This is a genomic window from Pseudoalteromonas sp. TAE79 (assembly GCF_000498015.1).
Taxonomy (GTDB): Bacteria; Pseudomonadota; Gammaproteobacteria; order Enterobacterales; family Alteromonadaceae; genus Pseudoalteromonas.
Genome location: NZ_AUTL01000270.1, coordinates 1 through 25,176, shown reverse-complemented (window position 1 = coordinate 25,176; position 25,176 = coordinate 1). Strand labels below are relative to the sequence as shown.

The following is a 25,176-nucleotide window of genomic DNA, read 5'->3' as shown; positions in this document are numbered from 1 at the left end:
GGAGACTAAACTATGTGGTATTTCGCTTGGATTTTAGGTGTACTTTTGGCCTGTACCTTAGGTGTAATAAATGTAATGTGGTACGAATTTCATCAAAATAAAAACAGCATTGCTGATGATGAACAAGCCATGCACGATTTATTAAATGATGCTAACAACACAAAAGATGACGACTAACCCCCGACCAGATCGCGCGCAGCAGCAATCACTGCGCGCTTTTTTAAAGCGTCAAAGTAAACCCGCTGCAGTGTGGTTAAAGTTAAGCATTGCACTGGGTACTTTTAACGCATTACTGATGATTGCAGGTGCTTATTTACTGGCTCAAGCTATTCATAATGTAATGTTTGAAGGTAATAACTTAGCCCAAGTCACTCATTTATTATGGCCCTTAGCAGGCATTATTTTATTGCGCGCGGTGTTTTTAGCGTTAAGTGAACGCTTAAGTGCATTTGCTGCGCTTAAAATAAAATCGGCTATGCGCCAAACACTTCTAAATAAGCTCAGCTTACTTGGCCCAAGCTATATAGAACAACACGGCCAAGGCGCTACATTAAACACCCTGCATAATGGCGTTGAAGCACTTCACGACTATTATGCTAAATACTTGCCAGGTGTTGCTTACAGCGCGCTTATTCCGCTGGCAATATTGGTAGTTATTTTTCCGACAGATTATAAAGCAGGGCTGATATTTTTATTAACCGCCCCACTTATTCCTTTTTTCATGATTTTAGTAGGCTCTAAAGCCGAAGCTTTAAACCAAAAACGCTGGAAGCAACTTGCTGTACTGGGCAATTACTTTTTTGACCGCGTGCAAGGTTTAACTCAACTAAAACTATTTAATGCAACACGTACCGAACTTAAGCAAATAGCTAAAATTTCAGACGACTTTAGACACGCGACACTCGATGTTTTAAAAATCGCGTTTTTATCATCATTTGCACTTGAGTTTTTAGCTACCATTAGCGTAGCACTCGTTGCCGTAATTATTGGTTTTAGACTATTTTTTGGCACTCTTGATTTTGCCACTGGCTTTGTGGTGCTACTTTTAGCGCCTGAATTTTATTTACCACTGCGCCAGCTAGGTAGCCANGCGGCCGATATGGTTGCGATTTTAAATGCACCACTGCCAAGTGACGTAAATGCGCCAGTAACTACAAGCGCACCTGAAAACAATTTAACTTTAAATACAATTGATTCAATAAGTATTACCGACCTTAATTTTATATACCCAGGTAGTAACGAAGGGATTAAAAATATAAATTTAACATTGCCAAATAAAGGCTTAATTGCAGTTGTGGGCAGTAGTGGATCAGGTAAAAGTACGTTGTTTGATTGCCTATTAGGGTTTCATCCTAAGGTGATAAACCACCTATCTATTAATGATCAGAGTTTAAGTACAACCGATATTACTTACCTGCAAAATAACATTGCATGGATACCACAAAAAGCGACGCTGTTTTACGACACCATTGCTGCCAACATTAAATTGGCCAAACCAACTGCCACACAGCAAGAGCTTGAACATGCAGCAAAGCAAGCTGGTGTGCTTGAATTTATAAATACCCTACCCGATGGTTTTAACACGCTGATAGGTGAACAAGGGGAAGGGCTTTCTGGCGGACAAAAGCAACGTATCGCACTGGCTCGCGCATTTATAAAGCAAGCACCAGTCTTAGTGCTTGATGAGCCTACAGCGCACCTTGATAGCCAAACAGAGCAGCTTATTCAAGATGCTATTAATGAATACGCTAAAAACAACTTAGTATTAGTCATTGCTCATCGATTAAATACCGTTAAACACGCTAGTAATATAGTTGTTATGCACGATGGAAAAATAGCTGAGCAAGGTCACTTTGATAAACTTGCAGCGCAAAATGGTGTATTTGCTAACTTATTAAAAACAGCTAAACAAGGGGTGGCGCATGCATAACTTTATTCGCTTATTAAAGCTTTGCGCTCCTCATTACAAAGCAATGCTACTAGGCACATTTTTAGCGACGATTACTGTATTAGCTAATGTGGGTTTATTGGCTATATCTGGCTGGTTTTTAGCATCAATGGCGGCTGCAGGTATTGCGGGCGTGCAAATGAACTACTTTACTCCAGCAGGTACGATTCGGTTTTTAGCAATCGTACGAACTGCATCGCGCTATGGCGAACGCCTAGTTACTCATAACGCCACGTTTTTATTACTAAGTGAAATACGTACCAATGTATTTGCAACGTTAAGTAAGCTTAACAACGTTGATTTAGCAATGAGCCGCAGCGCCGATTTAGTTAACCGATTACAAAACGATGTAGACGCACTCGACAAGTTTTATTTAAACGTTTTACTGCCTATGCTGGTCGCTCTTTTGAGTGTGCCAATCATCATGTTGTTTATGTCGGCCTATAATGGCAACGTCGCCCTTATTTGCTTTACTGGTATTATACTTATTGGTGTGGTTATACCTGCCCTACTCAGCGCAAAGCTCACTAAAAACAGCCATAAAGAAACACAACTTAGTGCACAACTTCGCTCTGAGCTTTCAGATACACTCACAGGACTTAGAGAGCTTAGTATTTATCAAGCCCGTTCGCAGCAGCTTGATAAGTGCGATGAATTAAGCGAGCAGTATAATCAGCAATTATTTATTCGCCACAAAGCACTGGCAAACTCAGATGGGATGAGCTTGTTGGTTGTTCAATTAGCCATGCTTGCTAGCATAGCAACCATTGTCCCGCTGGTTTACGCCAACAGTATGGTAAATGTAGAACTTGCTATGTTAAGCCTATTTGTATTGGCAAGTTTTGAAAGCGTATTGCTACTACCTAACGCGTTTATAGAGCTTCCTAGTGTACTAAAAGCAGCAGAGCGATTATTTTCGCTTGAAGATAAAGCAGCTAACTCACAAGTTAAAGATACACATGTAGACGTTGATGAAAAATTTAGTGCGCAAAATAATACATTGGCACTTAACAATATCAGCTATCAATATGGTGAACAAATAGCACTAACTGATGTTAGCTTTGAGTTGATACCCCAGCAAAAAGTAGCGATTGTCGGTAGAAGCGGCAGCGGTAAAACCACGCTTGTAAATTTACTTACTGGTTTATGGCCTTTGCAACAAGGGAGCATCACTCTAAATAATCAAAATAGTGTTGTTAATTTACATTCATTAAATAGCGATATACGCGCAAACGTTATAAATATACTCGCTCAGCAGCATCATATTTTTGATGGCACACTGAGTGAAAATTTGCGTTATGCCGCACCGAGTGCCACTAAAGAGCAATTGATTGAAGCGCTAACGTTAGCGCAATTAAGCCCATGGTTTAATGAACTAAAAGAAGGCTTAAAAACACGATTAGGCACTGGCGGACGTAACGTATCGCAAGGCCAATCTAGGCGTATAGCCATCGCGCAAGCATTACTTAAAAACCCTGCTATTTTAGTCCTTGATGAACCAACAGAAGGTCTCGATAATCAATCTAAGCAAGGGGTAATGCAAGCAATCATGCATGTTATGAATAACACGAGTGTACTCACAATTACGCACGATCCGGCTCTTCTTACTCAAATGGATAATGTTGTATGGCTAGAAGACGGTAAATTAGTGGCACAAGGCTCTCACAAAGAGCTCAGTAGCGCTTATCCAGATTATGTAGCACTAACTACCCGGTTTTAATACCTCTACAGACACGTCTATAACGCCGACTTTAGGGTCGGCTATCTTTTTAAACATACTTTTTGATAAATCAATAATACGACCTCGCACATACGGGCCTCTGTCATTTATTCTTACTGTGACTGATTTATTATTAGCTAGGTTGGTAACAATTACTTTAGTACCAAAATCGAATTCTAAATGGGCAGCCGTTGCAGCTTGTTGGCTAAAGCGCTCTCCGTTGGCAGTTGTTCTCCCGTGGTATTTATCAGCATAAAAAGATGCTTTACCAACTTGTGTGATTTCCCCAGTAGATGATTTAACAATAGGCTGGCTACTACAAGCGGCTAAAGCTGAAGTAATAAAAAGAGTGACAACTAACTTAGGTAAACGCATAGGATGACTTTTATTATACAAATTAGATGCATACTAACTTGAGTTCGCTGAGTATTAACTGAATTGGGTCTAAACCATGGGCAATAAAAAACCACCTTCGATTTATCATCTAGGGTGGTTTTTTAATGCTTAAAGCAAAGCCTGTAATTACCTTACGATGCCGCGCTCTGAGTTTTTAACAAAGTCGACCATCAATTTCACAGCAGGATACTTTGCGGCATCCTCACTAAGCGACTCAATAGCTTCTTCAGCACCTAAGCTTTTACGATAAAATGCTTTGTATGCTCGGCGTACAGCCATAATTTCATCACTTTCGAAACCACGACGCTTCATGCCTTCTTTATTGATAGCTGCAGGACCTGCAGGCATACCAATGGTAGTAACAAATGGTGGTACATCTTTGTTAACACCTGAATACATACCAATAAAGGCATGTGCACCAATTTTACAAAACTGATGAACACCCGAATTACCACCAAGGATAACCCAGTCACCAACATGTACATGGCCGGCTACACTTGCGTTGTTAGCAAAAATTACGTTATCGCCAATTACCGCGTCATGTGCAACGTGGGTATAAGCCATAAACAAATTATTACTACCAATTTTAGTAACGCCTTGGTCTTGAATCGTTCCGCGGTGAATTGTGGCACATTCACGGATAACGTTGTTATCACCCATGATCAATGTAGTTGGCTCGTTATTGTATTTTTTGTCTTGGCAAGCTTCGCCTACAGACGCAAATTGAAAAATATGATTGCCAGAGCCAATAGTTGACGGCCCTTTAACAACAACGTGAGACTCAATAATACAGTTATCACCGATAACAACATCATTGCCAATATAACTATACGGACCAACTGAGACATTGTTGCCTAGTTTAGCGCCAGGTTCGATTATTGCTGTAGAATGGATCACTATTAAAACTCTCTTCTCGCACACATAATTTCGGCACTACATACTATTTTGCCGTCGACTCTAGCTTCTGCAGCAAACTTCCAAATGTTGCGACGTTCTTTTAAAAACTCAACATGAAGATGCATTGTATCGCCAGGAATTACAGGTTGTTTAAAACGTGCATTATCAACAGCTGCAAACAAATATAATTCGTTTTCGCTACGATTTTCTACTGTTTTAAAACCTAATAAACCCGTTGCTTGCGCCATTGATTCTAATATTAGCACACCAGGAAAAATTGGCTGATTTGGAAAGTGCCCAGTAAAAATTGGTTCATTTATAGAAACATTTTTAATAGCATGTAAAGACTTGCCAGGTGTAAAATCAATAACACGATCAATTAATAGCATCGGGTAACGGTGCGGTAATAAATTTAAAATTTCTTGAATATCAAGGCTATTTAATTCGTTTGCCAAAATAGCATCCTTATTAGTGTTCAACGTTATGACTTAGCCAATGCTTCAAGCGCTTTAAGACGAGATTTCATGTCTGAAAGGTTACGCAAGTGAGCAATAGTTTTACGCCATTCTTTGTTTGTTGTATGGGGCATACCAGATGAGTAAATACCTGGTTCGGTGATTGATTTTGTCACCATACTCATGCCGGTAATTATAACACCATCACATACAGACATGTGACCATTAATTGCAACCATGCCACCAATTTGACAGTTCTTGCCAATGGTAACGCTTCCTGCAAGAACAGTGCAGCCCGCAATTGCGGTGCCTGAATTAACTTCAACGTTGTGCGCTATTTGACACTGATTATCGATAATAACATTGCTATGAATGATGGTATTGTCCAGTGCACCACGATCAATTGTCGTACTAGCACCGATTTCAACTTTGTTGCCTATAATCACTGAACCAAGCTGAGGTATCTTAACCCACTGCCCGCGCTCATTTGCATAGCCAAACCCATCACTACCTACAACACTATTTGCTTGAAACAAACAATCTGAACCAATTTCAACATCGTGATAAATAGTCACACTAGGCCAAAGCTTAGTGCCAGAACCTATTTTAACACATTCGCCGATAAAACTGTTCGGACCAATTTGCGCGTTGTCACCAATCACTGCATTAGCTTCAATGACTGCGTTAGCACCAATAGCGGCGCTGTCACTAACAATCGCTGTTGGATGCACCGTAGCGCTTGGATGAATACCTGTAAATGCTGATCGTGGCGTCGTATCCATAAATTGCGCTAATTTTGCGTAACTTACATACGGATTAGCAACAATAACTTTGCTACCACTAAAGTACTCTGCATCGGCTTGGCTTACTATTACAGCGCTAGCTTGAGTGGTCTCAAGTTGCGAGCGATATTTTGAGTTCGCTAAAAATGCAATATGCCCAGAATGGGCATTTGCAAGTGTCGCTATTTTTTTTATTTCTAAAGCGCCATCACCCTGAAGTTCGGCGCCTAGAAGTTCCGCTATTTGCGAAAGCGTATAATTTTGCATAGAGTGATTATTTCTTACTAACTGCGGCTACAACTTTAGACGAAAGATCAGTTACTTCTTTAGGGTTAAAGTAAATTGTTGTGTCTTTTACTTTAACTTCGTCAAAGTCGCCGTCTTTAGCAATTTCTTCAATTGTTTTGATGATCACACCTTGAACTTTAGCAAGCTCTTGGTTTTGGCGCGCTTTGATTTCTTGCTCTAAAGGACGGCCTTGTTCAGCAAGATTTTTTTGCATGCCCTGAATTTTTTCACGTAATGTATCTTTTTGAGCTTGGCTCATAGTGGTACTTTCACGTTTAAATTTTTCAGCTTCAAAACGAATATCGCCTTGTAGCTTTTCAAGCTCTTGACGGCGCTCAGCAAACTCAGTTTGTAAAGACTGTTCAATTTTAGCCATTTGAGGTATTTGCTTGTAGATTTCTTGCATATCAACAATACCTACTTTATGTGCAAGTGCACTCGCAGAAGTACCCATCAATAACGTTGCTAGAACAGCTACTGCCGTTGATTTAAATAATTTAGTCATAAAAAACTCCTTTAAAAAGTGTTACTAATGTTAAAGCTGATGGTTTTCGTATCGTCATCTTCTTCTTTTTGCAATGGATACGCAAAACTGATCAGCATTGGACCCATTGGAGAGATCCACTGTAATGAAAGACCGGTTGACACCCTAAAGCGCATAGGGTCTGAATAGTCATCTAATTTAGCACGCTCATCAGGTGCTAAGTTTTGGAAACGGTCTACATTAAACTCTGTATCCCATACATTTGCTGCATCAACAAAGAAGCTCGTACGTACAGAGCTGGTATTTTCTTCATCTAAGAATGGCGTAGGAACAATTAGCTCCATACCTGCCACTGCTTTAGCATTACCACCAATACGGCCTTGCGGCACTAGAATATCAAATTCTGATGCGCCACCAATGCTACCGGTTGTAGTACCGTCTGCACCTGGCGTACCTGGAATAGACTGCGGTATACGCGATACAGCACGTGGTAATATTGTATTACGGTCAAAGCCACGAAGTTCCATTTCCGTTATACGGAAGTATTCTTGGAATGGAAGTGTTTGCTCATACCCGTTTGTAGAACCATAACCATTACCATAACCAAGTGCTGCACGGGTTGAGAATACCCAACGGTGGTCATTTGATATAGGCCAGTAAAAACGCGAATCGTAATTCAGTTTAAAGTACTGAAGATCTGAGTTAGGCGTTGTTGCTGTTAAATTTAGAGTTTGACGCGAACCCGCTGTTGGGAATAAACCACGGTTAACAGTAATACGCGACCAACCAACACTCAGCTCGTACTTAGTAAAGTCAAAGCCTGCATCTGGGTTGTCTGGATCTAAGAATGTTTCACGAAGTACACGCGTTTGCTCGTACTCTGCAATATCCGAAAGCTCTTCTTTTATCCAACGAGCGCCAAAGTTAACACGATTTACAGCATCAATTGGAAAACCAATATTTGTGCCTAAACCATAACTTTTTGATTTGTACTCAACAAGGCTAAATTTACTTGCATCGTAGTTTCTGTAAAAGATGCTACTGCCTTGCGATACACCATCTGGCGTAAAGTATGGGTCTGTGTACGATAAGCTTAAGCTTTCAGAACCTGTAGAGGTATTAAGGTTTAAACCAATTTGGTTACCTGTGCCTAAAAAGTTAGATTCTGTTACACCAATATTAAACTGCAGACCTAAGTAAGAACCATAAGCAAGACCAGCATTAAAGCTACCTGCAGATTGCTCTTTTACAGTAAAGTCTACATCTACTTGGTCATCCACACCGGGTACAGGCACTACGTTAAAATCAACAGTTTCCATGTAAGGCAAACGTTGAATTTGTAGTTTTGAACGCTCAAGGTTTTGATTAGATAACCAGGCACCTTCAAGTTGTGTCATTTCACGGCGAAGTACTTCATCAGCTGTATTTTGGTTACCACCAACAATAATACGACGAACATATACACGCTTACCTGGATTAACCGATAGTGTTAGTTGTACTTCTTGCTTTTCGTCGTCAATTTCTGGAATTGTACGAACTTCAGCATTAGCGTAACCAAAACGTGCTAAGTAGCTTTTAATAAATTCTTCTGACGAAGTAACTACAGAACCGTTATAAAGCTCACCCGCTCTAAGTGGGATAACACTTTTAATTAAGTCTTCACGGCCAAGCAAGTCACCAATAAAGTCAAAGCCTTTAACGGTATATTTTACGCCTTCAGTTAAGTTAGCTGTAACGTAAACTGATTCACGTTCAGGGCTCACTGATACTTGCGTTGAATCGATATTAAAACGTAGGTAACCACGGTCTAAATAATAACTACGAATTTTTTCTAAATCGCCTTCAATGGTTTGCTTTTGGTAGCGATCGCTACCCATAAACTGCCACCAAGGTAAATCTTGCTGCGATTCAGCAAGTTTAAGAAGCTCTTCATTAGAAAAAAGTTCATTACCCACTAAGTTAATTTGTCGGATAGAAGCTGCATCACCTTCATCAAACTCTAATTTAAGTTTAACGCGGTTACGAGGCAACTTAGTAATACTGATATCTACTTTAGCGTTGTATTTACCAATACTGTGGAAAAACTCAACTAAGCCCTTTTCGATACTATCGATAACGGTTTTATCAAGTGGTTCACCTTGTCGAATATCTTGCTGATCAAGAGACTCATTAAGCTGCTCGTCTTTAATGTCTTTATTGCCTTCAAACTCAATGAAGCTGATGGTAGGACGTTCCGTTACTTTAAAAATAACGTTGTTGCCATCACGAAGGGCTTTTATGTTATCAAAGTGCCCAGAACGATAAAGTGACTTTATTGTTTTTGAAATCGTATAGTCATCAACATTATCGCCTACGTTAATAGGAATATGTGTTAGCGCTGCACCAAGTGCTACACGCTGCAAACCTTCAACTTTCAGGTCTTCAACAATAAAGGAGTTTTGGCCTAGGGCTGCAAAACTTGCACCCAATAAACTTGTTACTGCCAAATGTTTTTTTATAGCCATTTTATTATCTTTATCCTTTACAACTGTATTACCGCATAACACCCTACTAAAGTGGTGCTTTACAATCGTGTTCTAATTAGTAATTTGCCACGCTGTAAAACTACAAACGCGATACATCATTGAACAAAGCGAAACATGTTAGAAAAATGAGCAACAAGGCGCCCACTTTAAAACCAAACTCTTGTGTCTTTTCAGAGACCGGCTTTTTACGAAAAAGTTCAATTATGTAATACATTAAGTGTCCACCATCAAGCACTGGTAAGGGTAATAAATTAAATACACCCAAGTTAACGCTTATTAAGGCTAAAAAGCTTAAAAAGGCCACTAACCCATAGCTTACGCTAGTTCCAGCGCCTACTGCAATGCCCACAGGGCCACTTAAATTCTTAACCGAAACCTGGCCTGTAATTAAATTACCAATCATGTCAAAACTGAGTGTAATTAAGCGCCACGTTTCTTTTGTGCCTCGCACGATACTATCGAGCGGGCCGTAATGTCTAGTCTCTACATAACCATCAGGCCATTGCTGTACAACAGGAGCAACGCCTAAAAAGCCTTGCTCAATACCGTTATTATCAATGCGCCCTTTAGGGGTTACTGTAATGGCTTTTATAGTATCTTGTCTTTTTACACTAAATTGTAAAGATTTGTTAGCTGATTGCGTAATAAGATTAACTAATTGCTGCCAATTGCTTATTGTTTCACCGTTTACAGCCAAAATTTTGTCATTAACTTGTAAATTAGCGTGTTCTGCAGCTGAGTCTTTAGTTACGGCGGCAATTGTTAAAGTGGCTTGAGGTCTAAACGGTACAATACCTAACGAGCTTAGTGGTGGCACGTCTTGCTGTTCTAGTTTCCACCCCTCTAAATTAAGCGTTTTAACACGTGGTTGAAGGTTTTTATCGCGCACTATCACTTCAACGCTTTCTTCACCTAAATTAGACATAAGTGCAAACGTGGCATCTTGCCATGTCGTTATATCATCATCACCAATTTTTATAATATGTTGAGAAGGCATAATGCCCGCTTGCTCTGCCCGGCTACCCTCGGTAATGCTACCTACCACAGGCTTTACCGACTGCACACCCACCATATACATTACAGCAAGAGCAAAAATGGCAAACAAAAAGTTGGCCATTGGACCCGCTGCAACTATGGCAATACGTGCTTGTACAGATTTAGCGTTAAACGACAAGTGACGTTGGTTTGCCGGCACGTCATCAACACGCTCATCAAGCATTTTTACATAACCGCCTAATGGAATAGCCGCAATCACATATTCGGTATTATATTTATCGTGCCATTTTAACAATGGCTTACCAAAGCCAATTGAAAAACGCAGCACTTTAACGCCCATTTTTCGTGCAACCCAAAAATGGCCATATTCATGTATGGCCACTAAAATACCAAGCGCTAAAATAAATGAGCCAAGATTCCAAAAAAAATCAAACATATTAATGCGCCACTTTTGTTATAAATTCTGAAGCGCTAATACGCGCTAATTTATCGCACTCTAAAATTTCATCTAAGCTTTGTACATTGGTATACGTTGCAGCTTCAAGCGTTTGTGCATTTATTTTGTATATATCAGTAAAACCAATTTTACCGTTTAAGAATGCACTTACTGCTATCTCATTTGCAGCATTAACCGTTGTAGTCGCGCCCTGCCCTGCACTACACGCATCAATCGCTAATTGTAAATTTGGATAGCGAGAAAAGTCAGGCTTGGTGAATGAGAAATCACATATATCAGAGAAGTTTAACGGTTTAACGCCTGCATTAATTCGCTCCGGGTATGCAAGTGCATGGGCAATTGGCGTGCGCATATCAGGGTTACCCATTTGCGCTAAAATAGAACCATCGTGATACTGCACCATTGAGTGAATAATACTTTGTGGATGAATCACTACGTCTATATCACTGGTGTCGCAATTGAATAACCACTTAGCTTCAATAAACTCTAAGCCTTTATTCATCATAGTGGCCGAGTCTACTGATATTTTTTTACCCATCGACCAGTTAGGATGCGCCACGGCTTCACTTACAGTTACATCTTTTAGTGTGTTTATATCGCGCGTTAAAAACGGGCCACCAGAACCGGTTAGCAAAATTTTACTTACGCCATGTTGCTGTAAATTTTGATCGCCTTTGGCATTTTGTAACGAAGAAGGTAGACATTGAAAAATAGCATTATGTTCGCTATCAATTGGCAGCAAGGTCGCTTTATGTTGTTTAACTTTATCAATAAACAACTGACCTGACATAACTAACGATTCTTTATTAGCAAGGAGTACTTTTTTACCTGCTTCTACTGCACTTAATGTTGGCAGTAAACCAGCTGCACCTACAATTGCCGACATCACGACATCAACATCTGGGTGAGCACATAAGTCGCACATTGCTTGCTCGCCGTGCATAACAAGCGTTTGGCATGGTGTATTAGCTAAATAAGCAGATAGCTGCTCAGCGGCTTNTAGCCATAATCGCATAAAGTGGTTCGTGTTCAATACACAGCTCAGCCATTTTCTTTGCGTTTTGCCCTGCAGCTAAAACAAAAACATCAAACAAATCTTTATTGCGCGATACAACATCTAGTGTATTTAAACCAATTGAACCTGTTGCGCCTAAAATAACCAGCAATTGCTTTTGGCTCATAAACTAAGAGTCCACGCATAGCACATTACAAACATTGGAGCTGCAGCCGTTAAGCTGTCAATGCGATCTAGAATACCGCCGTGCCCTGGTAAACAACGGCCGCTATCTTTTAAACCGGCTTCACGTTTAAACATGCTTTCAAGTAAATCACCTACCGCAGAGAACAATGCAATAAATGCAGTCATTATCGCGTAGATAGGCCAAACACCTAAGTCAACATCGGTAAAGTGACAAAATGCTAAAACAAAAATGATAGAAGCGACTACACCGCCTGCTAACCCTTCAATTGTTTTATTAGGGCTCACTTTTGGCATAAGTTTATGCTTACCAAAGCTCTTACCTGAAAAATAAGCACCAACGTCTGCACTCCACACTATACCCAATACGACTAAAATAAGTACAGAGCCAAAATGTGTTGATTCAGCATATTGCGCACTGCGCAGCGTATTTAGTGCAAGCCATAACGGCACAAGTGTGAGTAGCCCTGCAATGCCGCGCATTACTAAACCTTCATTCCACGCTTTAGCCATTTCTGGATAGCGCCAAATTAAATAACTAGCAACAATCCACCAAGCAAACGAAAGCGTAAATACGTAATTTGCATCACCTACTAGCTTGCCATTTTCCCATAGTGATTCAATAGGCCAATGTAAATTAAGCAGGCCAAGTAAGGCTGCAATCAATACAACAAAAGCACCACGTTTGAGCTTATCGCATAAACCCATAAACGCAGACCATTCCCATGCGCCTAATAATACTATTGCACCGGCAAAGTAACTAAATAACGTAAGCGGTGTATAAAAAACCAAAGCTAATGCCGATGGTGCAAGCACAAGTGAGGTTAAAATTCGTTGTTTTAACAAAATGTGACCCTTATTCTATTTAGGTTTGAGCGAGTAATTGTTTTATTTGTTCGCCCGTACAACCAAAACGTCGCTCTCTGGCAACGTAACACGCTATAGCCTCAGCAAATGCTGCTTCATTAAAATCAGGCCAAAGTGTCTCGGTAAAGTAAAGTTCTGCATAAGCAACTTGCCATAGTAAAAAATTACTAATACGAACATCGCCACCAGTGCGAATAAGTAAATCAGGTTCAGCCTGATCTGCCATGCTCATATGCTGTGCTAAGCGCTCTTCTGTAATATCTTCTGCGTTGAGTGTGCCTTGCGCAACTTGCAAAGCAAGTTGTTTAGCCGCGTTAGCCATATCCCAACGACCACCGTAATTAGCTGCAACATTTAAGCGCAATCCGGTATTATTTTCAGTCAGCTTATGCGCAGCGTCTACCTTGCTACGTAATCCTTCAGAAAATCGTGATAAATCTCCAATAATGGTCAGTTTTACATTGTTTTTATGAAGCTTTTTAACTTCCTTTGTTAAAACAAATAAGAAAAGCTCCATTAAAGTGTTTACTTCGTCTTCAGGGCGGCGCCAGTTTTCACTACTAAAAGCAAATAAGGTTAACGATTGTATCCCTAATTTAGTACAAAACTGAACAGATTGACGAACTGCGTCTACGCCTTTTTTATGCCCATACACACGAGGTCTATTTCTAGCTTGTGCCCAACGTCCGTTCCCATCCATGATGATAGCAACATGTTTAGGTAAACATTGCTGTGAAATTGTGTCAGCATCTAGAACCATAAATATCGAGTATTCCATAAAAAAACGCCGCCTAGTATACCCTAGACGGCGTTTCAAAACTAATAATTTTAATAGGTCCTGTCGACCTTTCAGGATTGTAATTTATTCAATCTAGGCAGAACCCTTTGGGCAGCGCGTTTTTAGATTTTATGCATTGCTATCGCCTAATAATGGGGAATAACCTCACTACGTAGGCTCTGCCTTGCCTTAAAACCAAACACACTACTGCAAACTCTACCTTAAAAGATAAACAGGCCCTACTTAGATTTCCATTAACTCTGCTTCTTTAGCAGCTAATAGCGTATCCATTTCTTTGATAAACTTATCTGTAAGTTTTTGAATCGCATCATCTGATTGACGCGCTTCATCTTCAGATATTTCTTTATCTTTTAATAAACCTTTTACATCGCCATTAGCATCACGACGAATGTTACGAATAGCAACACGACCGCCTTCAACTTCGCCACGTACAATTTTGATTAGGTCTTTACGACGTTCTTCTGTAAGTGGAGGAAGTGGTACACGAATAACAGTACCTGCCGACATAGGGTTTAAACCTAAGTCAGACGCCATAATTGCTTTTTCAACAGCTTGCGCTAAAGACTTATCAAATACACCAATAGCAAGTGTACGAGAATCTTCAATTGTTACGTTAGCAACTTGGTTTAAAGGCGTTGGTGCACCGTAGTACGACACCATAATGCCATCTAGGATTGCAGGATGTGCACGGCCAGTACGAATTTTAGATAATTGGCTACCTAGTGCAGTTACACTTTTTTGCATGCGCGCTTGCGCGTCTTTTTGAATATCGTTAATCACGGTTTAATCCTAATTATTTGATTATTTCATCTGAGGCTTGTGAAGAAATAAGTGTTCCTTCTTCTTCACCCATAATTACGCGTTTTAGCGCGCCTGATTTATTCATATTAAATACGCTCAATGGCATATTGTGATCGCGGGCTAGAGTAAATGCCGCTAAATCCATAACTTTTAATTCTTTTTCAATGATTTCATTGTAGCTTAAGTGGCTGTAAAGCGTCGCTTCTGGGTTTTTAACAGGATCATCACTGTACACGCCATCCACTTTAGTCGCTTTAATTACTGTATCCGCTTCAATTTCGATACCGCGTAAACACGCTGCAGAATCGGTAGTAAAAAATGGGTTACCGGTGCCCGCTGCAAAAATAACAACGCGGCCAGTTTTCAATAAACTAATTGCTTCAGCCCAGTTATAAGCGTCACATACACCATTTAGCGGAATAGCCGACATTAAACGACAGTTTACAAATGCACGGTGTAGCGCATCACGCATTGCAAGGCCATTCATAACCGTTGCAAGCATACCCATGTGGTCGCCTACTACGCGGTTCATACCGGCTTCTGCAAGTGAACCACCGCGTAAAAAGTTACCTCCACCAATAACTAAACCCACTTCTACGTCAAGCTCTACTAGCTCTTTAATTTCTTGTGCCATACGGTCTAAAACTTTAGGGTCGATGCCGAAGCCTTCGTCTCCCATTAAAGCTTCACCACTTAATTTGAGAAGAACACGTCTAAAAATAGGTTTGCGATTGATAGTCATAGTATAGGGGCCAACTTTTATTGAATTATGGATAAAAAATAACCGCGCTTATGTTAAACATAAAAGCGCGGTTATTTTAAAGAATTTCTAGCTGTGAAGCAAAACCAAATAGTACTTTAATTGCATCTAATTTCCTTTTGCATCACAAATAGTTAATCTTACTGACCTTTAGCAGCTGCAATTTGAGCAGCAACTTCAGCAGCAAAATCTTCTTCTTTCTTCTCGATACCTTCACCAACTTCTACACGTACAAAGCCAGTAACTGTTGCGTTTTTCTCTTTAAGAATATCGCCAACAGATTTTTTAGGTTCCATGATGAAAGCTTGACCAGTAAGAGAAACCTCACCAGTGAATTTTTTCATGCGACCAACAACCATCTTCTCAGCGATTTCAGCAGGCTTGCCTTCATTCATAGCGATTTCGATTTGTACTTGCTTTTCTTTTTCTACAACGTCAGCTGGTACGTCAGAAGGAGTTAAGTACTCTGGACGTGAAGCAGCAACGTGCATTGCAACGTGCTTAAGTGTTTCTTCATCAGCAACACCTGCAACAACAACACCGATACGGTCGCCATGACGGTACTCAACTAGGTTTTCACCAGCGATGTACTGCAGACGACGTACGTTGATGTTTTCGCCAATTTTAGTTACTAGCTCAACACGGTCTTCTTCAAACTTAGCTTGTAAGTCTTCAATAGTAAGAGTGTCAGCAATTGCAGCTTCAGCAACTTTATCAGCAAATGCTAAAAAGCTTACGTCTTTTGCAACGAAGTCTGTTTGACAGTTAACTTCTACTAGTACTGCAACACCAGCGTTTTGCTTGATGATGATAGTACCTTCAGCAGCAATGTTACCTGCTTTTTTAGCAGCTTTAGCAGCGCCACTTTTACGCATGTTTTCAATCGCTAACTCGATGTCGCCATCAGTCTCAGTTAACGCTTTTTTACAATCCATCATGCCAGCGCCTGTGCGCTCGCGTAATTCTTTAACTAGGGCAGTAGTTACAGCCATTAGTAAATCCTCAAATCTGAAATCTGGTTTAGATAAGCGGGTTACCCGCTCTACAAGAATAACAAGTCTTCACCTTAAAAAGATGAAGACTTGATGATAGCTAATTACTCAGCTTCAACGAAATCGTCTTTCTCAGCTTGAGCAACGATGTTATTCTCGCGACCTTCAGTGATAGCAGCTGCAACAGCGCTAGTGTAAAGGCTTACAGCACGGATAGCATCATCGTTACCAGGAACGATGTAATCAACGCCGTCTGGGTTAGAGTTAGTATCAACGATTGCAACAACAGGGATACCTAGGTTGTTTGCTTCACGGATAGCAATGTGCTCGTGGTCAGCATCGATAACGAAAAGCGCGTCTGGAAGACCGCCCATGTTTTTGATACCACCAAGGCTCTTTTCAAGCTTTTCCATTTCGCGGTTAAGCATTAACGTTTCTTTCTTAGTTAATTTCTCGAAAGTACCGTCTTGGCTTTGTACTTCAAGGTCTTTAAGACGCTTGATTGATTGACGTACAGTTTTCCAGTTAGTCAACATACCACCTAACCAACGGTGATTTACGAAGAACTGATCGCTTTCTAAAGCAGCTGCTTTAACTGCGTCGCTTGCTGCGCGCTTAGTACCAACGAAAAGAACTTTACCTTTGTTAGCTGCAGCACTTGATAAAAACTTAAGTGCGTCGTTGAACATTGGTACAGTTTGCTCAAGGTTGATGATATGTACACGGTTACGTGTGCCGAAGATGAAAGGCTTCATCTTAGGGTTCCAGTAACGTGCTTGGTGACCAAAGTGAACACCAGCTTGAAGCATATCGCGCATTGAAACGTTTGCCATTTTATAGATCCTCTATAGTTGTTTAGGGTTAGGCCTCCACATATCCCATAGCACCAACACCGAAGTAATTAAACTTCAAATGCACCCAAGTGTATGTGACGATACGTGTGTGTGTTAAAATAAAATTGTGTTTGCCTTAAATACAAAAAATCATTTAAGAATTTATTTGTAAAAAGACGGCGCGCTTTATACCATATTAAAATTAAATACTCAACGTCGCGTGCAAAATTTGTTCGGCGATAAATGTTAGAAACTCAACTTTGGAGCCTCAATGAGCGCTATTATCAAGACCCCTGAAGAAATAGAGAAAATGCGCGTAGCTGGGCGCTTAGCGGCCGATGTACTTGAAATGATCGGCCCTCATGTAGTGCCGGGTGTTACCACCGATGAGCTAAATACACTTTGTCATGATTATATTGTTAATGTGCAACAAGCAATCCCTGCTCCGTTAAATTATCATGGCTTTCCAAAATCAGTTTGTACGTCAGTTAATCATGTTATTTGTCACGGAATTCCAAATGACAAAGCATTAAAAGAAGGCGACAGCGTAAATATTGACGTAACTGTCATTAAAGATGGCTACCACGGCGATACTTCTAAAATGTTCCACGTTGGTACACCAAACATCCAAGCTAAGCGTCTTGCAGAAGTAACACAAGAAAGCTTATACCTTGCTATTAAAATGGTAAAACCAGGTGTGCGCTTAGGTGATATTGGCTCTGCTATTCAAAAATATGCAGAAAGTTTTAATTACTCTATTGTTCGTGAATATTGCGGCCACGGTATTGGCGCAGGATTTCATGAAGAACCACAAGTAATGCACTACGGTAAAGCGGGTACTGGCGAAACTTTAAAAGCGGGCATGTGCTTAACAATTGAACCAATGGTTAATGCGGGTAAACGCCAATGTAAGCTACTTAAAGATGATTGGACTGTAGTAACTCGCGACCGCAGCTTGTCTGCACAGTGGGAACATACTTTATTAGTGACTGAAAATGGTGTTGAAATTTTAACGCTACGATCAGATGATACTATCGACAGGATCATAGAACACTAATAATAAATAAGAAATTAGGAGCCAGCCCACGTGGCATTACCCAACAAAGTAAAAAAGTTGCTCAGCGATGCAGAGCAACTTAGTGATTATCGCGATTGTTCTAGCTATTTTTATAAATGGTTACATAACGAATTTTCTAAACAACCGGTTGGGAATTTAATTAATGCCCGGGCTGAGTTTATTGACCGCCTACTAATTAAGCTTTTTCATGTTTACGACTTAGCGCGCGAACCTGATTTAGCACTAATAGCAGTAGGCGGATACGGACGTGGCGAGCTACATCCCTACTCCGACATCGATTTTTTATTGCTTGTAACTAAACCACCAAGCGAAGAAATATGCGAAAAAATAGGCCAGTTTGTCACCATGCTATGGGATCTCAACTTAGAGATTGGCCACAGCGTGCGCACGATAGAACAAGCCATTGAGCAAAAACGTGAAGACGTTACTTTTGCCACCAGTTTACTCGAAAGCCGCCTTATTTTTGGTAATCATATTGAGTTTGAAAAACTCAAAACGCATATTCTAGAAACCCCCGTATGGCGCTCCGGTGAGTTTTTTACTGCCAAAGTTCAAGAACAAAACTTACGTCACAAAAAGTGCCATGGCACCGCGTATAATCTTGAGCCAAACATTAAAGAAAACCCCGGTGGCCTGCGCGACTTGCAAACCATTATTTGGGTCGCAAAAAAGCACTTTAGAACCGAAACCCTGCAAGAGTTAATAAGTCACGGCTACTTAACCCATGAAGAGTTTCAAGAGCTTTCAGAGTGCCTAGAGAACCTATGGAATATTCGCTTTGCACTGCATCTAGCCGCAGGTCGGGCTGAAAACCGCTTATTGTTTGATCATCAACCACAAGCCGCCGAAATTTTAGGTTTTGGTAGCGACGGTAAAGCCTCTGTTGAGCGTATGATGAAGCGCTTATTTAGAATAATGAGCCGCGTGCGCGAACTTAACCAAATGCTACTTTCATACTTTGAGCAAAGTATCATGCCCGAAAGTAGTGAAAAAACGGTGATAGTACTCGACAGAAACTTTGAGCAAGTGGGCCATCAAATACGCGTAAAAGATCCATCTGTATTTTTTAGACGTGACCAACTTTTTGTATTGTTTGAGCACATAGCAGACAACCCTGCAATAACGCATATTTACCCAAGCACTATTCGTACAATCCGCCAAGTACGCCGCCGTTTATTGGGGGATTTACAAGATTATGCAGCCTGTCGTGAAGCTTTTTTACGCTTAGTTAAACACCCTAATGGTATGGGCCGCGCATTTACGTTAATGCACAAGCACGGCATGCTTGCCGCCTACTTACCGCAGTGGCGTAATATATTTGGACAAATGCAGTTCGATTTGTTTCACGCCTACACCGTAGATGAGCATACTCACAAATTAATCAAAAATATTTACGAATACTTTGATAAAACTGGCATTAGCGAGTTTCCTATTTGTAGTGAAATAGTCACTCGAATGGACAAACCAGAGCTACTTTATTTAGCCGGTATATTTCACGACATTGCTAAGGGACGAGGGGGAGATCACTCTGAACTTGGCGCTGTTGATGCTATAGCCTTTGCTAAACTACATGGTTTTTCATCCTCTGATGCAAAATTAGTAGCATGGCTTGTAAGTAACCATTTACTTATGTCGGTTACCGCGCAGCGTAAAGATATTAACGACCCTGCTGTAATAAAAGACTTTGCAACACGTATTAAAACAGAGCGCCAACTCGACTATTTATATTGTTTAACCGTTGCCGACATCCGTGCAACCAACGACAACTTATGGAACGATTGGAAAAACACCCTACTGCGTGAATTGTACTTGCACACGCAGCGCGCATTACGCTTAGGGCTTGAAAACCCAATGGATCAGCGCGACCAAATTCGCGATAAAAAGCACCAAGCTAAACAACGTCTACTCAACTTAGGTTACCCTGAGAATAAAATTGATTTAATTTGGAGTCGCTTTAAAGCCAACTACTTTACCGCCTTTAGCGAACAGCAAATATCGTGGCAAAGTGAGCATTTATTAACTAGCACCGATTTAAGCCAACCTAGTGTCATTGTATCTAACAAAGCAATGCATGGGGGTACACAAGTATTTGTATACAGCCCCTACTCTGGTGCGCTTTTTGCGAGATTAGTGAGTGTAATTGGCTCTAAAAAAGCACAAATACAGCACGCGCAAGTACTGACCACAAAAGATGGTTACGTCCTGTTTAGCTTTGTAATACTTGAAGTAAGTGGCGACCCTATTGCAAGTGGTCGAGCGCAATCAATTAAACGCGGGCTTGAGCAAGCACTTAGCGATCCGCGTAAAAAAATTCGCTTTAAAAAGAGCCGCTCTCAACGCTTTAAAGATTTTAATATTAAACCTAAAATTGTGTTGCGCCCACATGCACGCAAAGACCGTAGCTTAATAGAAATTCAAGCCGTCGATATACAAGGTTTACTAACCAAAATAGCCGAAGTTTTCCAAGCGCATTTACTACACATTCACGCTGCCCGTATTACAACGGTAGGTGAACGTGCAGAGGATTTCTTTGTTGTATCTAATAACGAATACCAAGCGCTGACTGATGAAGAGCAAGCAAAAATTCATCAGGCATTACGTAAAAAATTCAACGCCGAAACAGAATAGAGGACACACATGTCAGATTTAAAAACGATGATCGAAAACGCATGGGACAACCGCGATAGCATTAGCCCAAGCACAGTATCAAGCGACGTAAAACAAGCCATTATTGATGCACTTGATTTGCTTGATAGCGGCGCAGCACGCGTTGCTGAAAAAATATCAGGTGAATGGGTTGTACACCAGTGGCTTAAAAAAGCCGTTTTACTGTCGTTTCGTATTCGCGACAACCAACCAATGAACGACGGCGTAAACCAGTTTTACGACAAAGTACCACTTAAATTTAGCGACTACACGCCAGAGCAATTTCAGCAAGGTGGTATGCGCGTAGTACCAAACGCAGTAGCACGTAAAGGCAGCTTTGTAGGTAAAAACGTCGTACTTATGCCATCGTACGTAAATATTGGCGCATACGTTGACGACGGCACCATGGTTGATACATGGGCGACTGTAGGCTCATGTGCACAAATTGGTAAGAACGTACATTTATCAGGTGGCGTAGGCATAGGCGGCGTTTTAGAGCCTCTACAAGCTAATCCAACTATCATTGAAGACAACTGCTTTATTGGCGCACGTTCTGAAATTGTTGAAGGCGTAATTGTTGAAGAAGGCGCAGTAATTTCAATGGGCGTTTACATCAGCCAAAGCACTCGTATTTATGACCGCGAAACTGGCGAAATTCACTACGGCCGCGTACCAGCAGGCGCAGTAGTTGTACCAGGCGCACTACCGTCAAAAGATGGTACTCACAGCCTATACGCTGCAATCATCGTAAAAAAAGTAGATAAGCAAACACGTGAAAAAGTAGGTATAAACGCCCTACTACGCTCAATTGATGAGTAATAGTCGATTGGGTTGAGTGAAACGAAACCCAACGATACGTTGAAGTTAAGTGTTTTAGCTAAACTTTAATTATATATAGAAAGCTCTAAGCCCTTTGGTTTGGAGCTTTTTTAAATTCTTCTAAATGAAGTTTTAGTACTAGACACTTCTACATCAAAATTTAATGAACTCAAAAAAGACTTTAAGCCTTTAACAGCTAACTCATTATTTTCTGATGGTCCTATTATAATTTCATCAATTGAATTTTTAGGAAAAGGTATCGCTCTATATGGGGCTATAATGCCAGACTTTAGGGTTCTGTAGCATAAAGGAAAAAACTCTTTCACTCCATTTTCAAGCTCTATAAAATCAATATTAGAGGAGTCTATAAAATCAAAATAACCCTTTTCAGTATTTTCATTTAATGAGACTAAACCAGGGTAAAAAAGAGTAAAACGATACTCTTCTTCATATTCGAATGCTTGATCTTTTATGCTAGCAATCTTAAAAATCGCTTCATTAAAAATTTCAATTGCAGCAATAGCACATTTTTCATTTAGGTCATTTCCATTTAAATTTGGATCTAACACATAACTTAAAACCTCAGGCAGATAGTGTTCTTCAATTAAAGAATGAAGCATTTCCTCAGTTGGTTGGTAATCAACATCATCATAGCCACTCAAAAGTTTTCTTTGCCTAAAGTACTCATCATCAAATAGCTTTTCTTTATTAAACTTTATGCAATATGAAGTTTGCTCTGACCCGTAAGTTAGCCAGTGGTTTAGGCTATCACGCTTAGTTGTAAATGAAGTGGTATAAATTTCATCAATGGTATTATTATCAATTATGTTCCATAGAAAATTTAAAAAATGATTTGCGAGATGCACGTCCTTACTTCGCATTTCTTTTTGGGTAACATCTAAAGGTATATTTTTGTGTTTGGCATAAATTTCTTCGAGTTTGATTTGTGAAAACTCAGACAAACTCCCTCTGAGTGATTTTATTCTATCAATACCTTGCTTTATTTCTCTAAAATCATTTAGATACTCTGCGTTAGTAGCCCATAAACTTTTGCTCTCTAAAATTCCCTTTAAACCATCTGCAGAAGTGTAATGATAAACATATTCCATATTTAAAATCCCAAGTAATGTTAATCTTTAGTTTAACCTTGATAAGTGGCAACAATAAAATTTGATAATCTTAAACAAGAGACTGAATTAGCCAACACACCCAAGATATAATAAGGTAGTAAAGTATAATTGAAAGTTAGCAATTAATATTAAGGATTAATATGACAAAAACTGCTTTACGCTCAACTATTTTGCTACCGGTATTTTTACCTGCAGTGGTTATTATTCTGCTCTTGGTAATTGGTACAATTAGCAACCCTGAACTCGCAGGGCAAGTATTCAGCGTTACCCTCAAGTGGATAACAGAAACCTTTGGTTGGTTTTATATGTTATCAGTCGCTATTTTCTTAGTTTTCATTGTTTGTGTAGCAGCCTCCAGCTGGGGAAATATCAAGCTGGGCCCTGATCATGCGCAGCCGCAATACAGTTTCGCTGAATGGTTTGCTATGCTATTTTCGGCCGGTTACGGAGTCGCATTACTTTATTTTGGTGTAGCAGAGCCCGTGCTCCATTATGCATCTCCGCCCGCAGGCGCAGCAGAAACCGTCGACGCTGCCAAGCAAGCTATGCAAATTGCATTTTTTCATTGGGGTTTTCACATATGGGCAATCTATGGGATTGTCGGTTTAGTCCTTGCGTATTTTGCATTTCGTCATGGCCTCCCACTGTCGATTCGCTCAGCGTTGTATCCACTTATTGGTGATAAAATATATGGTCCTATTGGTCACACTGTTGATGTGTTTGCCATATTAGGCACGTTATTTGGCATTGCCACAACGTTAGGACTTTCCGTTACCCAAATTAATGCTGGGCTGCATTATTTGTGGCCAAGTATCCCTATTAATACCACAGTACAAATTACTGCTATTGCCATTATTACCGCAGCAGCTACTCTCTCAGTAGTGGCTGGGATGGATAAAGGTGTAAAGCGCTTATCTATTGTAAACATGACTCTTGCAGTGTCGTTAATGGCCTTTGTATTTTTTATTGGCCCTACTATTCATATTCTTGAATCGTTTTTACAAAATACCGGCAGCTACCTTAGCGGTATTGTTGAGCGTACTTTTAATTTACAAGCGTACAGCCGTAGTGATTGGATTGGTAACTGGACCCTATTTATATTTGGCTGGACTATTGCTTGGGCACCCTTTGTTGGCATGTTTATCGCTAAAATTAGCCGCGGCAGAACCATCAGGCAATTTGTTGTTGGCGTGATGCTAGTCCCGACTATTTTTACCTTTTTATGGTTTTCTGTGTTTGGTGATACCGCGTTAAATCTAATAATGAATGAAGGGTTCAATACTTTAATTACTGATGTTCAAGCAAACCAAGCTGTTGCATTGTTTCAGTTATTTGAGGTGTTACCGTTATCATTTATTATTTCGCTACTTACCGTTATTCTAATCATTACCTTTTTTGTTACTTCGTCTGACTCAGGATCATTAGTTATTGATTCTCTCGCCTCTGGAGGTAATATTAATACACCCGCATGGCAACGCGTGTTTTGGGCTGTGCTAGAGGGCGCGGTGGCTGCTGTTTTATTAGTGGCAGGTGGGTTAAGTGCGCTACAAACTATGACTATAGCCAGTGCCTTACCCTTTGCGATTATTATGCTTATTGCAACCGCTGGGCTTTGGCGAGCACTCACCATTGAAGGCCATCGCGATACTAGTTTACAAGCACATGCGCTTAATGGCCGTAATATTAACTTATCTCATTGGAAGCGCCGTTTAGCCGCCATGGTTAATTACCCCAATAAAGAAAAAGTACACACCTTCATTAGTAGTGTGGTAGTACAAGCAATGCAAGCCGTTCAGGCTGAATTAAAAGCGCGACAATGGCATGCAGAGGTTGATTTTGATACCGACTTAGGCCGTGCTCATTTAACTGTGCTACGCCATGAGCATGTTGATTTTGTGTATGACATTCGTCTAACCGAACACCCTATGCCAAGCTTTGCCTATTCTGAGCTGAAACCTGAGATTGATAACATCGAAATGTATTACAAGGCTGATGTTTTCTTACGCCGTGGTGGGCAATCTTACGATGTGTATGGTTACAGTGAAGATGATATTGTGAAGGATATTCTTGATCAATTTGAGAATTACTTACACTTTTTAGGTAACAGCCCAGGTGAACTACCTTGGGATATGGCCGAACACGATGACATGTTAAATAGCGATAAACCTTAAATAAGCATCGTATTTAATACACAATTATTGCAATAAAAAAGGCACTGAAAAGCTGTCTCTTGATCACAAGTCTGACTCAAGAGATTTTGCTAAATCGTAGCCTTCCAGGATGGCTTGTAACTTAAGCCATCCTT

At 40.4% G+C, this 25,176-nt stretch carries 21 protein-coding genes and 1 pseudogene; 7 read left to right on the top strand and 15 right to left on the bottom strand.

Annotated features, from left to right (window positions below):
- Positions 1-12: 12 nt before the first annotated feature.
- From cydX to cydC, 3 genes are all read left to right on the top strand, one after another.
- Complete coding sequence (gene cydX, locus L655_RS0121850; RefSeq protein ID WP_002958303.1) at positions 13-177, top strand: cytochrome bd-I oxidase subunit CydX; 165 nt, start codon at positions 13-15, stop codon at positions 175-177.
- Positions 167-1,930 carry a thiol reductant ABC exporter subunit CydD gene (gene cydD / locus L655_RS0121845; protein ID WP_024606276.1) on the top strand — a complete coding sequence of 588 codons (1,764 nt, stop codon included), beginning with the start codon at positions 167-169 and terminating at the stop codon, positions 1,928-1,930. The genes cydX and cydD overlap by 11 nt, the downstream gene beginning before the upstream one ends.
- On the top strand, positions 1,923-3,668 hold the full coding sequence (gene cydC, locus L655_RS0121840) for a thiol reductant ABC exporter subunit CydC (RefSeq protein ID WP_024606275.1): 1,746 nt from the start codon (positions 1,923-1,925) through the stop codon (positions 3,666-3,668). The genes cydD and cydC overlap by 8 nt, the downstream gene beginning before the upstream one ends.
- On the opposite strand, the gene L655_RS0121835 is transcribed toward cydC, so the two are convergent.
- The 14 genes and pseudogenes from L655_RS0121835 to rpsB all read right to left on the bottom strand — a co-directional run bounded on the left by L655_RS0121835 (position 3,651) and on the right by rpsB (position 17,198).
- On the bottom strand, positions 3,651-4,043 hold the full coding sequence (locus L655_RS0121835) for a septal ring lytic transglycosylase RlpA family protein (protein WP_024606274.1): 393 nt from the start codon (positions 4,041-4,043) through the stop codon (positions 3,651-3,653). The genes cydC and L655_RS0121835 overlap by 18 nt on opposite strands.
- A gap of 147 nt (positions 4,044-4,190) precedes the next feature.
- Complete coding sequence (gene lpxA / locus L655_RS0121830; protein ID WP_007580998.1) at positions 4,191-4,961, bottom strand: acyl-ACP--UDP-N-acetylglucosamine O-acyltransferase; 771 nt, start codon at positions 4,959-4,961, stop codon at positions 4,191-4,193.
- 2 nt (positions 4,962-4,963) lie between these two features.
- Positions 4,964-5,416 carry a 3-hydroxyacyl-ACP dehydratase FabZ gene (gene fabZ / locus L655_RS0121825; RefSeq protein WP_024606273.1) on the bottom strand — a complete coding sequence of 151 codons (453 nt, stop codon included), beginning with the start codon at positions 5,414-5,416 and terminating at the stop codon, positions 4,964-4,966.
- Between the two features lie 26 nt (positions 5,417-5,442).
- Positions 5,443-6,465: a UDP-3-O-(3-hydroxymyristoyl)glucosamine N-acyltransferase gene (lpxD, locus tag L655_RS0121820; RefSeq protein WP_024606272.1), complete on the bottom strand. Its 1,023-nt coding sequence runs from the start codon at positions 6,463-6,465 to the stop codon at positions 5,443-5,445.
- A 7-nt stretch (positions 6,466-6,472) separates the two neighbouring features.
- Positions 6,473-6,991, bottom strand: a complete 519-nt coding sequence (locus L655_RS0121815; protein WP_024606271.1) for an OmpH family outer membrane protein — start codon at positions 6,989-6,991, stop codon at positions 6,473-6,475.
- A gap of 11 nt (positions 6,992-7,002) precedes the next feature.
- Positions 7,003-9,474 carry an outer membrane protein assembly factor BamA gene (gene bamA, locus L655_RS0121810; RefSeq protein WP_024606270.1) on the bottom strand — a complete coding sequence of 824 codons (2,472 nt, stop codon included), beginning with the start codon at positions 9,472-9,474 and terminating at the stop codon, positions 7,003-7,005.
- Between the two features lie 100 nt (positions 9,475-9,574).
- Complete coding sequence (gene rseP / locus L655_RS0121805; protein WP_024606269.1) at positions 9,575-10,927, bottom strand: sigma E protease regulator RseP; 1,353 nt, start codon at positions 10,925-10,927, stop codon at positions 9,575-9,577.
- Position 10,928: 1 nt separating this feature from the next.
- Positions 10,929-12,129 (bottom strand): annotated as a pseudogene (gene ispC / locus L655_RS01000000126035) (1-deoxy-D-xylulose-5-phosphate reductoisomerase).
- Positions 12,126-12,992, bottom strand: coding sequence for a phosphatidate cytidylyltransferase (locus L655_RS0121795; RefSeq protein WP_024606268.1), 867 nt, complete (start codon positions 12,990-12,992; stop codon positions 12,126-12,128). The pseudogene ispC and the gene L655_RS0121795 overlap by 4 nt, the downstream one beginning before the upstream one ends.
- A gap of 19 nt (positions 12,993-13,011) precedes the next feature.
- Entirely contained in the window at positions 13,012-13,791 is a 780-nt protein-coding gene (locus L655_RS0121790; protein WP_024596497.1) for an isoprenyl transferase, read from the bottom strand.
- A gap of 243 nt (positions 13,792-14,034) precedes the next feature.
- Positions 14,035-14,592 (bottom strand): ribosome recycling factor, encoded by a 558-nt coding sequence (gene frr / locus L655_RS0121785; RefSeq protein ID WP_002958318.1) that lies wholly within the window; start codon positions 14,590-14,592, stop codon positions 14,035-14,037.
- 13 nt (positions 14,593-14,605) lie between these two features.
- Positions 14,606-15,355 carry a UMP kinase gene (gene pyrH, locus L655_RS0121780; RefSeq protein ID WP_024596498.1) on the bottom strand — a complete coding sequence of 250 codons (750 nt, stop codon included), beginning with the start codon at positions 15,353-15,355 and terminating at the stop codon, positions 14,606-14,608.
- Between the two features lie 158 nt (positions 15,356-15,513).
- Positions 15,514-16,365, bottom strand: a complete 852-nt coding sequence (gene tsf, locus L655_RS0121775) for a translation elongation factor Ts (RefSeq protein ID WP_002958320.1) — start codon at positions 16,363-16,365, stop codon at positions 15,514-15,516.
- A gap of 104 nt (positions 16,366-16,469) precedes the next feature.
- Positions 16,470-17,198 carry a 30S ribosomal protein S2 gene (rpsB, locus tag L655_RS0121770; RefSeq protein WP_024596499.1) on the bottom strand — a complete coding sequence of 243 codons (729 nt, stop codon included), beginning with the start codon at positions 17,196-17,198 and terminating at the stop codon, positions 16,470-16,472.
- A 271-nt stretch (positions 17,199-17,469) separates the two neighbouring features.
- On the opposite strand from rpsB, the gene map reads away from it, so the two are divergent.
- The 3 genes from map to dapD are packed head-to-tail and all read left to right on the top strand — an operon-like array spanning position 17,470 to position 21,741.
- Positions 17,470-18,255 (top strand): type I methionyl aminopeptidase, encoded by a 786-nt coding sequence (map, locus tag L655_RS0121765; protein WP_002958322.1) that lies wholly within the window; start codon positions 17,470-17,472, stop codon positions 18,253-18,255.
- A 30-nt stretch (positions 18,256-18,285) separates the two neighbouring features.
- On the top strand, positions 18,286-20,904 hold the full coding sequence (gene glnD / locus L655_RS0121760) for a [protein-PII] uridylyltransferase (protein WP_002958323.1): 2,619 nt from the start codon (positions 18,286-18,288) through the stop codon (positions 20,902-20,904).
- Positions 20,905-20,913: 9 nt separating this feature from the next.
- Positions 20,914-21,741, top strand: coding sequence for a 2,3,4,5-tetrahydropyridine-2,6-dicarboxylate N-succinyltransferase (gene dapD, locus L655_RS0121755; RefSeq protein WP_002958324.1), 828 nt, complete (start codon positions 20,914-20,916; stop codon positions 21,739-21,741).
- Between the two features lie 110 nt (positions 21,742-21,851).
- Here the strand turns inward: dapD and L655_RS0121750 are convergent, their stop codons facing one another.
- Complete coding sequence (locus L655_RS0121750; protein ID WP_024596500.1) at positions 21,852-22,850, bottom strand: DUF2971 domain-containing protein; 999 nt, start codon at positions 22,848-22,850, stop codon at positions 21,852-21,854.
- Between the two features lie 161 nt (positions 22,851-23,011).
- On the opposite strand from L655_RS0121750, the gene L655_RS0121745 reads away from it, so the two are divergent.
- Positions 23,012-25,042 carry a BCCT family transporter gene (locus L655_RS0121745; protein ID WP_024606267.1) on the top strand — a complete coding sequence of 677 codons (2,031 nt, stop codon included), beginning with the start codon at positions 23,012-23,014 and terminating at the stop codon, positions 25,040-25,042.
- The last annotated feature ends 134 nt before the right edge of the window (positions 25,043-25,176 follow it).

Coding starts and splice junctions, on each gene's coding strand:
- cydX (WP_002958303.1), top strand. CDS start 13: ATGTGGTATTTCGCTTGGATTTTAGGTGTACTTTTGGCCTGTACCTTA.
- cydC (WP_024606275.1), top strand. CDS start 1,923: ATGCATAACTTTATTCGCTTATTAAAGCTTTGCGCTCCTCATTACAAA.
- L655_RS0121835 (WP_024606274.1), bottom strand. CDS start 4,043: ATGCGTTTACCTAAGTTAGTTGTCACTCTTTTTATTACTTCAGCTTTA.
- lpxD (WP_024606272.1), bottom strand. CDS start 6,465: ATGCAAAATTATACGCTTTCGCAAATAGCGGAACTTCTAGGCGCCGAA.
- L655_RS0121815 (WP_024606271.1), bottom strand. CDS start 6,991: ATGACTAAATTATTTAAATCAACGGCAGTAGCTGTTCTAGCAACGTTA.
- bamA (WP_024606270.1), bottom strand. CDS start 9,474: ATGGCTATAAAAAAACATTTGGCAGTAACAAGTTTATTGGGTGCAAGT.
- rseP (WP_024606269.1), bottom strand. CDS start 10,927: ATGTTTGATTTTTTTTGGAATCTTGGCTCATTTATTTTAGCGCTTGGT.
- L655_RS0121790 (WP_024596497.1), bottom strand. CDS start 13,791: ATGGAATACTCGATATTTATGGTTCTAGATGCTGACACAATTTCACAG.
- pyrH (WP_024596498.1), bottom strand. CDS start 15,355: ATGACTATCAATCGCAAACCTATTTTTAGACGTGTTCTTCTCAAATTA.
- tsf (WP_002958320.1), bottom strand. CDS start 16,365: ATGGCTGTAACTACTGCCCTAGTTAAAGAATTACGCGAGCGCACAGGC.
- rpsB (WP_024596499.1), bottom strand. CDS start 17,198: ATGGCAAACGTTTCAATGCGCGATATGCTTCAAGCTGGTGTTCACTTT.
- map (WP_002958322.1), top strand. CDS start 17,470: ATGAGCGCTATTATCAAGACCCCTGAAGAAATAGAGAAAATGCGCGTA.
- dapD (WP_002958324.1), top strand. CDS start 20,914: ATGTCAGATTTAAAAACGATGATCGAAAACGCATGGGACAACCGCGAT.
- L655_RS0121750 (WP_024596500.1), bottom strand. CDS start 22,850: ATGGAATATGTTTATCATTACACTTCTGCAGATGGTTTAAAGGGAATT.
- L655_RS0121745 (WP_024606267.1), top strand. CDS start 23,012: ATGACAAAAACTGCTTTACGCTCAACTATTTTGCTACCGGTATTTTTA.